Consider the following 13,658-nt stretch of genomic DNA (forward strand, 5'->3'; position numbering starts at 1 on the left):
GCTAGGCATCACTCTTTTGATACATGGAGAAGAAACGGTTGTCGATACTTTCGCGGAAAAAAGCGTCCTGATCGAGGGCAGCACAGAATCCCTGATAGGTATGAGCAGGCACGGCAAGCCAGCGACGGCAGGTGCCATTGCGGTATTCAAGTTCCAGTACACCTGACGTCGGGTCGAATCCCGCACTGCGGAACAGAGAGGAAGAATTAATATCGTGTCGTTTCATAACGGATAGTCCCTATCGGTTGAGCCCAGTACCTGCGTTTAAGAGCGGCAATATAACACAGTCATCGATAAGAGTTGCCTTGGGTAAAAATCTTGCCATATTAAAAAATGATGCCCTGCCTGTAGAAGCCACACTGACCATGGTGTACCTGTAATGACGTCCAGCTAAATGCGTCGTTCGTAGCCGTTTTTCCTTTGTTTTCAGCCACGCTTTACGTTTTCTTGTCAGCCCCGGCGCTGACCGTCAAGGCGGTATAACTTCGTTTCTCTGTCTGCAGCCAGAGAAATGATAAAACGACTTTATTTTCTTATGATGACAGTGCATCAATAACTGATTGAACGATATCACCATTTGGCTATAATAGAACAACCAAATGGAGGTGATGATGAAACAGTTCACTTTACCCGTATCCGCTGCAGAACCGGATCGTCTATGGCAATTTGCTGGCCTGAGCAGTGCTGACGGCGTGATGCTGATGGATCAAATCGATGATGGTCTGGACGGCACGGTAGCCAGTCGCATTGTCACCTGGGCGCAAATCTCTCAGGCAGAACTGCGCCGTATGACCGGCATTGCGGGCTCAACCTTCACCCGCGGCGTTAAAAGCCGCTTTACTGCGGAGCAGAGCGAACGGCTGGTGCGTTTTATTCGCGTGATGGATCGTGCGGTTGAGCTGTTTGAGGGTGATAAAGAAAAGGCACGGCAGTGGCTCAATGAGCCTGCGCGCGCCTTAGGCAATAAAAAACCGGCCGATCTGGTTGCGTCAGAAACCGGTGCTTATGAAGTGCTGAAACTCATTACCCGGCTTGAACACGGTGTGTATTCTTGAAGCTCTATCGCATGACCAAAACGCGCTATCTGGGGTCGGCCTGGAGCGGTTTTGGTGCCCGTGAAGGCGGCGGACGCTGGAACAGCGTCGGCGTATCGATGGTCTACGCTTCTGAAACTGCTTCCCTCACCATGCTGGAGACGCTTATCCATCTGCAAAGCGCCAGCGTGCTGGACTTTTTTACCCTCATGAGCATTGACGTTCCCGACAGGCTGATTGAATGGATTGATATCAAGCAACTGCCTGACGACTGGGCCGCACCGGAAGCGCCTGCAGCGCTGCGTTTATTTGGTGATGCCTGGATACAAAGCGGGGGATCGGTCGCACTGCGCGTGCCCAGTGCCCTTTCGCCCGTGGAATCGAATTATCTTCTCAATCCCGAGCATCCTGAATTCAGTGCGATCGTCAGACAGGCGGTAAACATCCCCTTCCTTTTTGACGCACGTTTTTCCCGACAGGTATAAAGCCGACGCATTAATATGCACCTCTTCACGTCGCCCTGCGCCCTGACATCGGGTTGGGCTCCGCTTTGCGATATGTGCTTCAACGTGCACCTTTGTTAACGTTTCGATCGCTGCCGTAAATGGATGTAACAATCGTAAACTTAACGCGCAGCGAAAATATTTTTTACCGGAAACAGGGAAGAATACGCAATAAAAAGCAGTCATCCACCTTTCTGGCCCGGTTGTAAACGCATTGATTAGCGACGGATATTTTCAGGACACCGCATAATTTGCATTAAGTATTTTTCCGTTTTTTGCATCAATTTGTCGTCGATCGTGGTTAAAACAGGATAAGCAGAGTGAATAACTGAGCCATGATGATTAGGAAAAATGAATTTGGCTTAAGGTAGAGGATGCTGGCTAAATGACTGATTAATCGCTGATGTGTTTGCAGACGGCACCGATGTAGATTATTCAAAAGCCAAATTAACCGCCCCGGAAGAATTTCAAATTGTTATTGCGTTAACAATTTTTTACCTCCTTAACAGAAAATTGATGGTTAAGTAATGACAATAAACCGATTTGCAACAACATTTAAAATCAGAAAAACCCCTGATTAATGCATTGTATTTTTAATTCTGGTGTCACTTCATCAGGACAAGAATATGGCAAGCATAAGCACACTCGGCGCTGGTACTAACCTCGACCTCAACACGTTATATGATAATTTACAGTCAGCTGAGCAGGCGCAACTGACACCGATTACTAATCAGCAGGCGTCTTATAATGCGCAGCTGACGGCCTGGGGCGTGGTTCAGAGTTCAATGTCGAAATTGCAAACGGCCGCCTCTGCGCTGGAAAATGCCTCGAGCATTGCCACAACCAAAGTCACCAGCTCAAATACCGCCTTTACTGCCACGCTTGCCAGCGGTGCCGCAGCCGGAAACTATTCCGTTGAGGTCGATCAGCTCGCCGCCGCGCAGTCTCTGCTTTCTAAGTCCGCCAGCAGCGAAAGTACCGATCTCGGTGACAGCAGCATGGCATCACGTACGATTACCATCAGCCAGTCTGGGCAGAAATCGCCGCTGACCGTGACCTTAAACCAGGATCAGACCAGCCTGACAGATATCCGTGATGCAATTAACAAGCAGCAAGGTAGCGTTAATGCCAGCGTGATTATGGCAAACGATAACACCTACTATTTGTCCCTGACCGCACGTGATAGCGGTACCGCGAATGCGATGACCGTCAGCACCAATGACTCGACGCTGTCACAGTATATCAGTTACAGCAGTGGCGGCAGTAATAACGGCATGACACAGCAGGTTGCTGCTCAGGATGCTCAGTTGAAGATAAACGGTTTGGCTATCACGCGCAGCAGCAACATCGTCACCGATGCCCCTGAAGGGGTCACACTGAATCTGAATAAAGTTAACAGCGGTTCCCCTGAAACCTTATCTATCGCCACGGATACCACGCCTATGGCGACGGCGATTCAGACGTACGTTGATGCCTATAATTCCCTGCAAAAAACCATTGCAGATCAGACAAATTATACACCCGTGCAGGAAGGCCAGGCGCCAAGTACCGATAATGGCGATCTGCTGGGGGATAATACGTTAATGAATATCCAGACCAGCCTGCGCAGCCAGTTTTCCGATCCTCAGGGTAGCGGAAGCATTCAGGTACTCTCACAACTCGGCATTACCCAGGACGATAAAGGTGACCTGACGGTAGACAGCACCAAGCTGAATGCCGCCTTAACCAATCAGCCTGCAGATGTTTTAAGTTTTCTGACCGGTGATGGCAAAACTACGGGGTTCGCGACGCAGGTGACCAACAGACTCAATGATATGTTAGCCAGCAACGGCACGGTATCAAACGCGACGACAGGGATTAATACCTCGCTAAAACAGTTGTCTGATCAATATAACAACGTTAATGATCAGATCACCGCGGTCATGGCGCAGTATAAAACGGAGTTCACCAATCTGAGTACGCTGGTGTCTTCAATGACGCAGACGGGGGATTACCTCTCTGCACAGTTCGCAAAAATGTAATTCTGGTTTAACCGAAATTTTTATCTTCCGCGCTGATGGTACACCTTGCCATCAGCGCGCCGCCGTTTGATGTTATCCTTTCCCAGACCGGTTCCTCGTTCTTCCCTTCTCGGCTTAAGCTGAACACGAGAAATCCGTTCAACATTATTACCCGTCCGCTAACCGATGTCTCTGGGCATGAGAGCCAAGGCTGAACTCCCGTCGTTTTTCATGACAAACTGGTTTTAACGCTGCCAGCAATTTTCTTGATTACGGACGTCTGTCTTTCTTGTGGGAAAATGTAAAAAAATAATGATTATCATCGTAATGCCGGATAATGATATATCTTACTTTTTAATTAGGGAGAATTAATGCAATTTCCTTAATGAGAGGCTGTGTTACAGAAAAAACATGACTCATCATCCCATGCGGCTAATAATGTAAATATTTAATCATCTGTGCTTTTTGATGAGAGATGCTGTAACAAAAGGTTTTCAACCTTTAAAAAGTTATTCTTCTGATTGAGGTTTGTGTGTGCTTATAATAACTTTTTTCTGAGTTGTTTCTGTATTTACAACTTCACCGCCCTGTAAAAAAAACCATTCACTAATTAATCTTAACTGGCGTCTTTTCATTAAAGTTTGGCGTGGTCAGCTCGATAATAATAATGCGTAAATAATACGTTTCTATAAGAAGGAATTTACCATGTCAGTGATCAACACAAACGTTCTGTCGTTAATTACTCAAAACAACCTGAATAAGTCACAGTCATCATTGGGTACGGCGATCGAGCGCCTGTCATCAGGCCTGCGTATCAACAGCGCCAAAGATGACGCGGCCGGTGAAGCGATTGCTAACCGTTTCACATCAAATATTGACGGCCTGACGGTTGCCGCACGTAACGCCAATGACGGTATTTCATTGTCTCAGACGGCTGAAGGTGCACTGGATGAAATAAACAACAACCTGCAGCGCGTCCGTGACCTGACTGTTCAGGCTCAGAACAGCTCCAACTCAGCATCCGATATTGACTCAATCCAGGCTGAAGTTAACCAGCGTATGCAGGAGATTGACCGCGATACCAAGCAAACAGATTTCAACGGTCTGAAAGTCCTCAACACGGGATCGGGTAGCAGCACTTACAATTTCCAGGTCGGGGCGCAGGATGGCCAGACTATCGGTATCACCCTGAGTTCCAGTGACAGCTTCGATCTTGCTGCGGCCGGTAACGCCTCGTCAGGCACCGTGCAGAATACCAGCGTGACCACTGGCCAGACAGTTAACGGAACCGCCCGTAGCACTGCGGCTATTGGTTTTGACGTGCTGAAGGGTGCCGTAACCGGCGGTAGTGGTGGCACCGCATCAGGCAGCACCCCACTGGCGGATATCGATAAAGCCATCAAGGCCGTCGACAGTCAGCGCAGCCTGCTGGGTGCATCTCAGAACCGCTTTGAGTCTACAATCAGTAACCTGAATAACACCGTGACTAACCTGACTGCAGCACGAAGCCGTATCCAGGATGCGGACTATGCAACGGAAGTGTCGAACATGTCACGCGCGCAGATTCTGCAGCAGGCGGGATCGTCGGTACTGGCCCAGGCCAATCAGGTACCTCAGACTATGCTGTCTTTACTTCGTTAATCGACAATTTAAGAACCACGCTTTTTGCAGAGCGTGGTTCTTCTCAGAGGATTAACTTAAATCACCCCTCGCTTACCCTGCGAATAAAATCACTGAACGCGGCTAACTGTTTTGCCAGATGTTCCAGCGTGCCCTGCTCAATCACCTTCCCGGCCTGCTCATCGACTTTATTCTGGATCGCCCCACCCATAAATTCCGGCTTGTTCAGCACCATGGCATCGAGAAATACCAGAATCTGACGCAGGTGATACTGACAACGTGCTCCACCAATAGCGCCCATGGAACTGGTTTGAATCGCCACAGGTTTTCCCGCCAAAGGTTGATTCGGTACGCGAGATAACCAGTCAATGGCATTCTTTAAACCGCCAGGCACGGAGTAGTTATATTCGGGTGTGACGATAATGACGCCATCAGCCTCGCGAATACGTGCAGCCAGCGTGTCAACCGTGGCGGGGAATCCCTCTTCTTGCTGAAGATCCGCGTCGTACAGTGGAATATCCCGAATGGATGGCAGTGCATCTATGGTCATTCCTTCTGGTGCCAGCTGTGGGAGTGCACGTGCGATCATGGCGTTGTACGAGCCTTGCCTCAGGCTTCCCAGCAGCGTGACGATTTTTAACGGTTTGTCAGACATCATCCTTCTCCTTTTGAGTGGCTATAATGATTTACCCGATAAATCCAGATAGCATATGAATGCGCTCTTCAACAACAAGCAGGTTATATGAGAACCTTTTTACCGATTTTACTCTCTCTGCTGCTCTCTGGCTGTCTGTCCTCACCCTCACCGCGTGAAACATCGACATCACAGCTGGCTAATCCTGCATCCCAGCATTGCCTTGCTGTCGGCGGCAAAATTGACAGCGTGAAAACAGCAGCTGGCGAAGAGGGATACTGTACCTTGCCTTCGGGAGAACGCATAGATGAGTGGGCATTGTACCGCCGCAATACCCCGTAAAACCGGACGGCGGCATCATCTTTAAGGGAGTATCGCATTATGCCTGCCCCGGATAACTATCTCGTCCGGCAAGCAACGACGCATGACCTGGCAGGCATCACGGCACTGCTTCAGGAAAACGCAGCGGGCAATGGCGGCGCGCTGAATGGCGATTTCCCCGCCGAAAAAGTTGCCGGCATGCTGAATCACCCTGGCGCCATAGTGGCAGTCGCGCAGTGTGCGGCGGGGATTGCCGGCGTGTTATTTAGCACCTCATCATTCCGGCAAGGCCCGGAGGTGGTGAACGCCATGTTGCGCGCCTAGCCGCCCGGGAAGCAGTGCTGGATTTATGGCCCGGCCTGCATCAGCACCCGGGCCCGCGGTCAGGGCCTGCTGCTGCGTCTGTACGATGAACTGCGCAGTCACTACGGCAATAAAGCCCCGGTGCTGTTTATCCAGGCTGATAATCGTCGATCAATTCAGGCGCACGAGCGTCTTGGCATGACCCAGGTGGCGCAGTTTTACATCAGCAACGTCCATTTTTTGGTCTACAGCCATTAATTGTCCTTCACGCCCTATGGCACAAATTGAAACCTGCACCTGATACAGGCTCTAAAATTAATCTGAAAGGGTTAAGGGAGAACGCAGGATGATCAAAATTTGCCTCACGTGCGGCACGTCTTATCAACAGCAGGATGTTCACATTGATCGCTGTAAAATCTGTGAGGACGAACGTCAGTATGTCCCGGCAACAGGACAACAGTGGATTTCACCTGAGGCGTTGCATGCGGCCCACAGTAATAAATGGTCTCAGCTGGAAAAGGGATTATTCAGCCTGCAAACGGTTCCTGAATTTGCTATTGGTCAGCGGGCCTTTCTTGTAAAGGGCACGCAGGGCAACGTACTTTGGGACTGCATTCCCGATCTTGACGATGCCACGATTGACATCGTTCGTGCCCTGGGCGGCATCAGCGCGATTGCGGTTTCTCATCCTCATTACTACAGCACCATGCAAGACTGGGCAGCGGTCTTTGATGCGCCGATTTACCTGCACGCCAGTGACAGCGAGTGGATTATGCGTGACAGCCCCTATCTGCGGTTATGGGAAGGTGAGACAAAAATCCTCATGCCTGATGTGACACTGTTACGTCTGGGAGGACACTTTGAAGGTGGAACCGTGCTGCACTGGGCCAAGGAGGATGGCATCGTGCTGTCTGGTGATATCGTGCAGGTTAGCGCAGGGTCAAACGCAGTCTCTTTTATGTGGAGTTATCCCAATATGCTTCCTTTACCCGCCGCGACAATCACTGCGATCGTCAATCGACTTCAACCCTATGATTTCAGGAAACTTTACAGCGCATTTGAAGGGCGCGATATTATTGCCGATGCCAGCAGTGTGGTGAAGCAGTCGGCGCAAAAATATATCGATTGTTTACGCTAACCGCGGCTGACAGCTCCAGCGCTGTCAGCCATCAAGCTCACCGACCCGTTCTACCTGCAAAGGTTTTGGCGTTTTGAGCGCTTTGATATGCGCCAGCGCTCGCCTCAAGCAAGGCTTCCGCCTGAGGCGTCAATCGATTCATCGGCCTGACGAGTGATGAGCCCGGCGTTCTGCAGGCGGCTAATCAGCCCAGACGCGCCGTGCGGTTTTAAAATCAGCCGCTCTGCAACTTAACCCACCGTTGCCGTTGCTTCTCGCGCTACCCAAATAGTCAGCAGCGCCTGATGTTGCTGTGGCGTCAATCCCACATTGCGAGCCTGACTTTCACTAAAGGCAATAAATCTGCGTAATTTTGCGCGGAAGTTGGCCAGCAAGATGTAATCAGCATCTGTCATTTTCGGCTGTGACATACAGTCACCTTTAGCGATGGGGTTTATCTCGTAACACGATGTAAGTTTTCTGCTTTTAGGCATTGCAAAAAAAGACATTACGCAGGGGCGCACTGTCGATTTACCTGCCAGGCTCAACGTAGCTGGCCACAGGGTATCTCACGCTGCCTTGCCCGATCGGGCCTTGTACATTAGATATCTGACCTACCCTGCTATCACGTCCGCTACGGGCACAAAGCGATCGTTGAGCCAGACCTTTAGCCTGACCAGGACTACAGCGATAAGTGCAGAGATGCGGCTCAGCGCCGTACGCCCGACGTAGTCGGGTACAGCCCTTTAAATGATGTGATTTCATGCGTTTAGCTGAAAATCCAGACGGGAGAGCGGTGCTATCAGGACGCACGTTCTTGCGCTGCCGGGCATCAGTCGGGTTCGTCTGAAGCAAGGCGCATCGTCGCCCTGGCTACCCAGAGGGATTACCCGATGGGGCGCGGGTTTAGTGTCCGCGCGATAAAGGGGAGCGGGTCGCGGCGGTTAATGCGTCAGTGAGGAGGACGTTCATGTGCGGATGAAGGTGAGCGGCGAAAAGTCGTCTTGTCGTGAATAATTTTCGGTGTTGCTGCGCTGATAGGGATGGTTGATTCAACACACTATCAGCGCTATATAAATCTTGGAGTTTGGTTCTACATTGCTCAGGCGCAAGGTGAACCGGGTTGCCCCGGTACAGAAAAGCCGCCGCATGAAGCCAGGATTTACTCCGCAACGTCGTCGTCTAGATTTTTTACGCAGACCGCCAAGGTATCCTAAAAATGTCAAACGCTGACAGCGACGCCGTCCCGTTGCAAACGTGCATGAAGCATGACGACCCGCCATTACGTGCAGGCGTTGACGCCGCCCCGGGAAGGCCAGGAATTGAAGCCCGATGGACATCGAGTGCCAAGAGCGGAATCGGCACGGCCCTTTCATCAGACTCGCGCGTCTGGTTCACCTTGAGCCACGGCGTTCTCAACGAAATCTATTATCCACGCGTTGACAGCGCCTGTACCCGCGATTGCGTCTTCGTTATCACGGGGCCTGAAGGTTATTTCTCCGAAGAAAAGCGCGACTGCCTGACCGAAACCCGAACCCACTCGCCAGGCATTCCGGCCTTCACCATCACCAACACGGCGCGTGACGGCCTCTACAGGCTTGAGAAGGACATCATTACGGATCCGGCCCGTGACTGTGTGCTGCAGCGGGTCCGCTTCACCGCGTTGAAGGGGAACGTTGAGGATTACACCGTCACCGCACTGCTCGCTCCCCATCTGGTGAATGCCGGACAAATGAACGCCGCCTGGATCGGCGAATTTAACGATAAGCCAGTGCTTTTCGCCACCGGCCGCTCCCGCTATCTGGCGCTCGTCTGCGACATCCCCTGGACGGCAATGAGCGCCGGGTTTGTCGGTCTGTCAGACGGCTGGCAGCAGCTTAAAGAACAGGGACGCCTTGTGAACCAATACCGGCGGGCAGACGATGGCAATGTCGCGCTTGCCGGAGAGCTGGCGTTCACCAGCGCCTGTAGTGAAGCCACGCTGGCTATTGGTTTCGGCCAAACGGAATCCGAGGCCGCAGCGGCGGCAATCGCCAGTCTTAACGCGGGCTTTGATAAAGCGCGCGATGGGTATATTCGCAACTGGCAAGCGTGGCAGGACAGGCTCATTCCACTCGATCAAGAAGCGCGAAACGGCGTCAATACATACCGGGTTTCAACGGCGGTACTGGCCTCGCACAGAGCCGCTGATTGTCCCGGCGCCGTTGTCGCGAGCCTGACGATACCCTGGGGATTTTCGAAGGGCGATGACGATCTTGGCGGCTATCATCTGGTCTGGCCGCGAGACCTGGTCGAAACGGCAGGGGGTTTCCTGGCCGCAGGCGATGCCGACCAGGCACTCGCCATTCTGGAATATCTCCGTCGTGTTCAGGAGCCCTCCGGGAGGTGGCCACAGAACCTGTGGCTGGATGGAAAACCCTACTGGCCAGGCATCCAGATGGATGAGTGTGCATTCCCCCTTCTGCTTATGGATATGCTGCGCAGACTCGGCTATCTCGACAATAAAGCGCAGAAACGCTTTATGCCTATGCTACGCCGCGCGGCCTGCTACATTTTGACCAACGGCCCGGCGACCGCGGAGGACCGCTGGGAGGAAGACTCAGGCTACAGTCCGTTTACCCTGGCGGTTGAGATCGCTGCACTGCTTGCCGCCGCGGATCTGCTTTCGATAGACGGAGATGAAGCGGCGAAAAACCACCTGCGAGAAACCGCAGACTGCTGGAATGAGCAGATTGAAAAATGGACCTTTGCCGGGGAGCCTCATTTTTGCGCCTCGATTGGCATTTCCGGTCACTATGTCCGCATCGCGCCGTCGGGCGCAACGGATGAGGTCAGCGCATCCGGCAATACCGAGATTCGCAACCAGACACCGGATCGGGCGCTTCTGCCGACCGCTGATGTGCTGAGCCCGGATGCCCTGGCACTGGTGCGTTTCGGCCTGCGTGCAGCGGACGACCCGCACATCCTTGATACGATAAAGGCTATTGACCACAGTCTTCGGGTCGATTTACCCCAGGGGCCATTGTGGTATCGGTACACCGGTGATGGCTATGGCGAACACGCAGACGGCGCGCCGTTCGACGGTATCGGCCAGGGGCGTCCCTGGCCTCTGCTGGCGGGCGAACGCGCGCATTACGAGCTGGCAGCGGGCAGGCACGACGCGGCTGAGGCGCTCCTGGCCACGCTGGAAAAATCGGCAGGCTCGGGCGGGCTGTTACCGGAACAGGTATGGGACGGCCCCGATATTCCCGATAAGGCGCTGTTCTTCGGGCGTCCTTCCGGTAGCGCCATGCCGCTTGTCTGGGCACATTCCGAACACATTAAACTGCTGCGATCGCTTCGCGATGGCGCGGTCTTCGATATGCCACCCCAAGGCGTTGAACGCTATATCAGGAATCAGACCGGATCGCATTTGCGCATATGGCGCTTTAACAACCGCGTGTCCTCCCTTCCTGTCGGGAAGCAACTGAGGCTGGAAACGGAAGCGAACGCCCTGGTGCACTGGAGTACGGATGACTGGGCTACCGTTTCTGACTCCCCGGCGCGCTCATCGGGGCTTGGAACCTATTACGTGGACCTGCCTGTACAGCACGAAACCGCAGGAACCCGTGTTGTCTTTACCTTTTACTGGCCTGACGTTGAACATTGGGAAAACACCGATTTTACCGTTCACGTCGTAAATGAACCGAACGATCAAACCCGCATTGGCAATGGAGAATGATATGCAGATTGGAATGGTAGGTCTCGGCCGCATGGGCGCCAACATGGTACGTCGGCTTCTTAAACAGGGCCACGAATGCGTCGTTTACGACGTGAACGCCGATAACGTTGACGCACTGGTTAAAGAAGGCGCAACCGGCGCGTTATCCCCTGGCGATCTGATTGCGAAGCTGGAGGCGCCGCGCGCGGTCTGGCTCATGCTCCCCGCGGCGATAACACCAAAGATTGCGCGGGAGTTCGCAGCAGCGCTGAATAAGGGCGACGCTATTATCGATGGGGGCAACTCCTTTTACCGTGAAGCTATCGATATCGCCGCGGAATTTTCACCTCTCGGAATCGACTATATCGACGTCGGCACATCGGGTGGCGTTTGGGGCCTCGAGCGTGGCTACTCCCTGATGATTGGCGGCCCGCAGGCGGCCGTGAAGCGCCTGGACCCGATTTTTGCGTCGCTTGCGCCCGGTGCCGGTCAGAACATTGCGGAAGATGCGGCCCTGGGCACGGCGCCGAGAGGTTATCTTCATTGCGGGCCAGCAGGCGCCGGACACTTCGTCAAGATGGTACATAATGGCATTGAATATGGTGTCATGGCCGCCTATGCCGAAGGCCTGAACATTTTAAAGGCCGCCAATAGCGGAACCGGCGAGCGGGAGGCTGATGCGGAAACCGCTCCCCTTTCCAGTCCGCAATATTATCGTTTTGATATCAACCTTCCCGCCGTTACAGAGGTATGGCGACATGGTTCGGTGATCGGCTCCTGGCTGCTGGATCTGACAGCTGAAGCGTTGAAACAGGACCCGAATCTCAACCATTATGATGGCCGCGTGTCTGATTCCGGTGAAGGGCGCTGGACATTGCAGGCGGCTGTCGACACGGGCGTTCCTGCTCCGGTTCTCGCGTCTGCTCTTTTCGGGCGTTTCTCTTCTCGTGGCGAAGCACTGTTTGCCGAAAAAGTCCTCTCAGCCATGCGGCACGCCTTCGGCGGCCATTTGGAAAAAACCAGGTAACGCGGAGGTACACAGCGATGGCGCAGCAACGATCAGATGTGCTGGTAGTGTTCGGTGTCACCGGCGATCTTGCCTACAAGATGATCTTCCCTTCTCTCTATGCAATGGTGAAGCGTAAAACGCTTAGTACGCCCATTATCGGTGTTGCATTTGAAGACTGGACGCGTGACCAGTTGATCGCGCGTGCAAAAGAGGCGGTTGAAAAACATGTCGATGTGGTCGATCAGGCGGTCTTTGCCGCACTGGCGGACAGGCTTTCCTACGTTTCAGGCGATTATCGATCTCAGTCAACATTCGACGGGCTGCGCGAGGCGCTTGCCGGTCATCATAACCCGCTCTACTACCTTGCCATTCCCCCCTCCCTGTTCGAAACGGTTGCGGGGGGGCTGGCAGAGGCCGGTATCGCGAAAAACGCCCGACTTATGGTGGAAAAGCCGTTTGGCCGCGATCTCGCTTCGGCAAAGCAGCTGAACGAGGTGCTGCACAAGGTTTTCGATGAGGACGCGATTTTCCGCATCGACCACTTTCTGGGCAAGGAGGCTATCCAGAACCTCCTCTACTTTCGCTTTGCGAACAGCTTCCTTGAACCCATATGGAATCGCGAACATATCGAAAGCGTTCAGATCACCATGGCTGAGGACTTCGGCATCAAGGGACGCGGCAAATTCTATGACGAAGTTGGCTGCATCCGTGACGTGATCCAGAATCACCTGGTTAATGTGCTTCTGTTACTTGCCATGGAACCGCCCTCCTCCGGCGCATCCGACGATCTGGTTGATGAGAAAGTCCAGGTGTTAAAGGCCATGCCGCCTCTGTCAGACGATGACGTGGTACGGGGTCAGTTTGAAGGCTATACCGATGAACCGGGTGTCGCCGCGTCTTCTCCGACGGAGACCTTCGCTGCTGTTCGCTTTCAGATTACAACATGGCGCTGGAGTGGCGTTCCCTTCTATATCCGTGCTGGGAAAAATTTACCCGCGCATGCCACGGAAGTGGTTGTGCGCTTCAGGCGACCGCCGGTTACCCTTTTTGATGAAATTACCGACGAGCCCGCCAACTATATCCGCTTTCGCCTCGGCCCGGATATTACGATCGGCATCGGCGCGAGACGCAAGGCGTCCGGCGAAAAGATGCGGGGTGAAGCGGTCGAACTCACCGCGCTTGACGATGGTCTGGGCGATATGGCGCCCTACGAGCGGCTGATTGGCGATGCCATGGCGGGCGATCGTCAGCTTTTCACCAGGCAGGATGCAGCAGAACTGGCCTGGAAAATCGTCGAACCCGTACTGAAGGATAAAATCGTTCCACCTGCCTACAAACCAGGAACCTGGGGGCCTGCCGCTATGGCGGACTTTATGCCCCCCGGCGGCTGGGTCGATCCCGTTTGAGCCTATGGAGA

At 53.3% G+C, this 13,658-nt stretch carries 13 protein-coding genes; 10 read left to right on the plus strand and 3 right to left on the minus strand.

Annotation, left to right across the window (positions count from 1 at the left end; all coding sequences use genetic code 11):
* Position 1: 1 nt before the first annotated feature.
* Positions 2–226 (minus strand): KTSC domain-containing protein, encoded by a 225-nt coding sequence (locus EL29_RS21815; protein WP_013027863.1) that lies wholly within the window; start codon positions 224–226, stop codon positions 2–4.
* A 385-nt stretch (positions 227–611) separates the two neighbouring features.
* Between EL29_RS21815 and parS the strand changes: the two genes are divergently transcribed.
* The 4 genes from parS to EL29_RS21835 all read left to right on the plus strand — a co-directional run bounded on the left by parS (position 612) and on the right by EL29_RS21835 (position 5,178).
* Entirely contained in the window at positions 612–1,055 is a 444-nt protein-coding gene (parS, locus tag EL29_RS21820; protein ID WP_014598335.1) for an Xre family toxin-antitoxin system antitoxin, read from the plus strand.
* Positions 1,052–1,519, plus strand: a complete 468-nt coding sequence (locus EL29_RS21825; protein WP_013027861.1) for an RES family NAD+ phosphorylase — start codon at positions 1,052–1,054, stop codon at positions 1,517–1,519. Before parS ends, EL29_RS21825 begins: the two co-directional genes overlap by 4 nt.
* A gap of 644 nt (positions 1,520–2,163) precedes the next feature.
* Positions 2,164–3,558: a flagellar filament capping protein FliD gene (gene fliD / locus EL29_RS21830; RefSeq protein ID WP_014333136.1), complete on the plus strand. Its 1,395-nt coding sequence runs from the start codon at positions 2,164–2,166 to the stop codon at positions 3,556–3,558.
* A gap of 684 nt (positions 3,559–4,242) precedes the next feature.
* Positions 4,243–5,178, plus strand: coding sequence for a flagellin N-terminal helical domain-containing protein (locus EL29_RS21835; RefSeq protein WP_013027859.1), 936 nt, complete (start codon positions 4,243–4,245; stop codon positions 5,176–5,178).
* Positions 5,179–5,239: 61 nt separating this feature from the next.
* Here EL29_RS21835 and EL29_RS21840 read toward each other — a convergent pair whose 3' ends face one another.
* Positions 5,240–5,812, minus strand: a complete 573-nt coding sequence (locus EL29_RS21840) for an NADPH-dependent FMN reductase (protein ID WP_014598338.1) — start codon at positions 5,810–5,812, stop codon at positions 5,240–5,242.
* A gap of 87 nt (positions 5,813–5,899) precedes the next feature.
* Here EL29_RS21840 and EL29_RS21845 point away from each other — a divergent pair, with 87 nt between their 5' ends.
* From EL29_RS21845 to EL29_RS21855, 3 genes are all read left to right on the plus strand, one after another.
* Entirely contained in the window at positions 5,900–6,133 is a 234-nt protein-coding gene (locus EL29_RS21845; RefSeq protein ID WP_013027857.1) for a putative hemolysin, read from the plus strand.
* 39 nt (positions 6,134–6,172) lie between these two features.
* Positions 6,173–6,436 carry a hypothetical protein gene (locus EL29_RS23235; protein ID WP_235193345.1) on the plus strand — a complete coding sequence of 88 codons (264 nt, stop codon included), beginning with the start codon at positions 6,173–6,175 and terminating at the stop codon, positions 6,434–6,436.
* Between the two features lie 325 nt (positions 6,437–6,761).
* Positions 6,762–7,553 (plus strand): MBL fold metallo-hydrolase, encoded by a 792-nt coding sequence (locus EL29_RS21855; protein WP_013027855.1) that lies wholly within the window; start codon positions 6,762–6,764, stop codon positions 7,551–7,553.
* Positions 7,554–7,783: 230 nt separating this feature from the next.
* Here EL29_RS21855 and EL29_RS23240 read toward each other — a convergent pair whose 3' ends face one another.
* Positions 7,784–7,963: a hypothetical protein gene (locus tag EL29_RS23240; RefSeq protein ID WP_049791863.1), complete on the minus strand. Its 180-nt coding sequence runs from the start codon at positions 7,961–7,963 to the stop codon at positions 7,784–7,786.
* A 788-nt stretch (positions 7,964–8,751) separates the two neighbouring features.
* On the opposite strand from EL29_RS23240, the gene EL29_RS21865 reads away from it, so the two are divergent.
* From EL29_RS21865 to zwf, 3 genes are read left to right on the plus strand one after another with little or no spacing between them, the layout of a single operon-like run.
* Positions 8,752–11,253, plus strand: coding sequence for a glucan 1,4-alpha-glucosidase (locus EL29_RS21865; protein WP_029571508.1), 2,502 nt, complete (start codon positions 8,752–8,754; stop codon positions 11,251–11,253).
* 1 nt (position 11,254) lies between these two features.
* Positions 11,255–12,259, plus strand: coding sequence for a phosphogluconate dehydrogenase (NAD(+)-dependent, decarboxylating) (gnd, locus tag EL29_RS21870; protein ID WP_028716035.1), 1,005 nt, complete (start codon positions 11,255–11,257; stop codon positions 12,257–12,259).
* Positions 12,260–12,276: 17 nt separating this feature from the next.
* Positions 12,277–13,647: a glucose-6-phosphate dehydrogenase gene (gene zwf / locus EL29_RS21875; RefSeq protein ID WP_013027851.1), complete on the plus strand. Its 1,371-nt coding sequence runs from the start codon at positions 12,277–12,279 to the stop codon at positions 13,645–13,647.
* Positions 13,648–13,658 lie beyond the last annotated feature (11 nt).

This window comes from Pantoea ananatis LMG 2665, from assembly GCF_000710035.2.
Taxonomy (GTDB): domain Bacteria; phylum Pseudomonadota; class Gammaproteobacteria; order Enterobacterales; family Enterobacteriaceae; genus Pantoea; species Pantoea ananatis.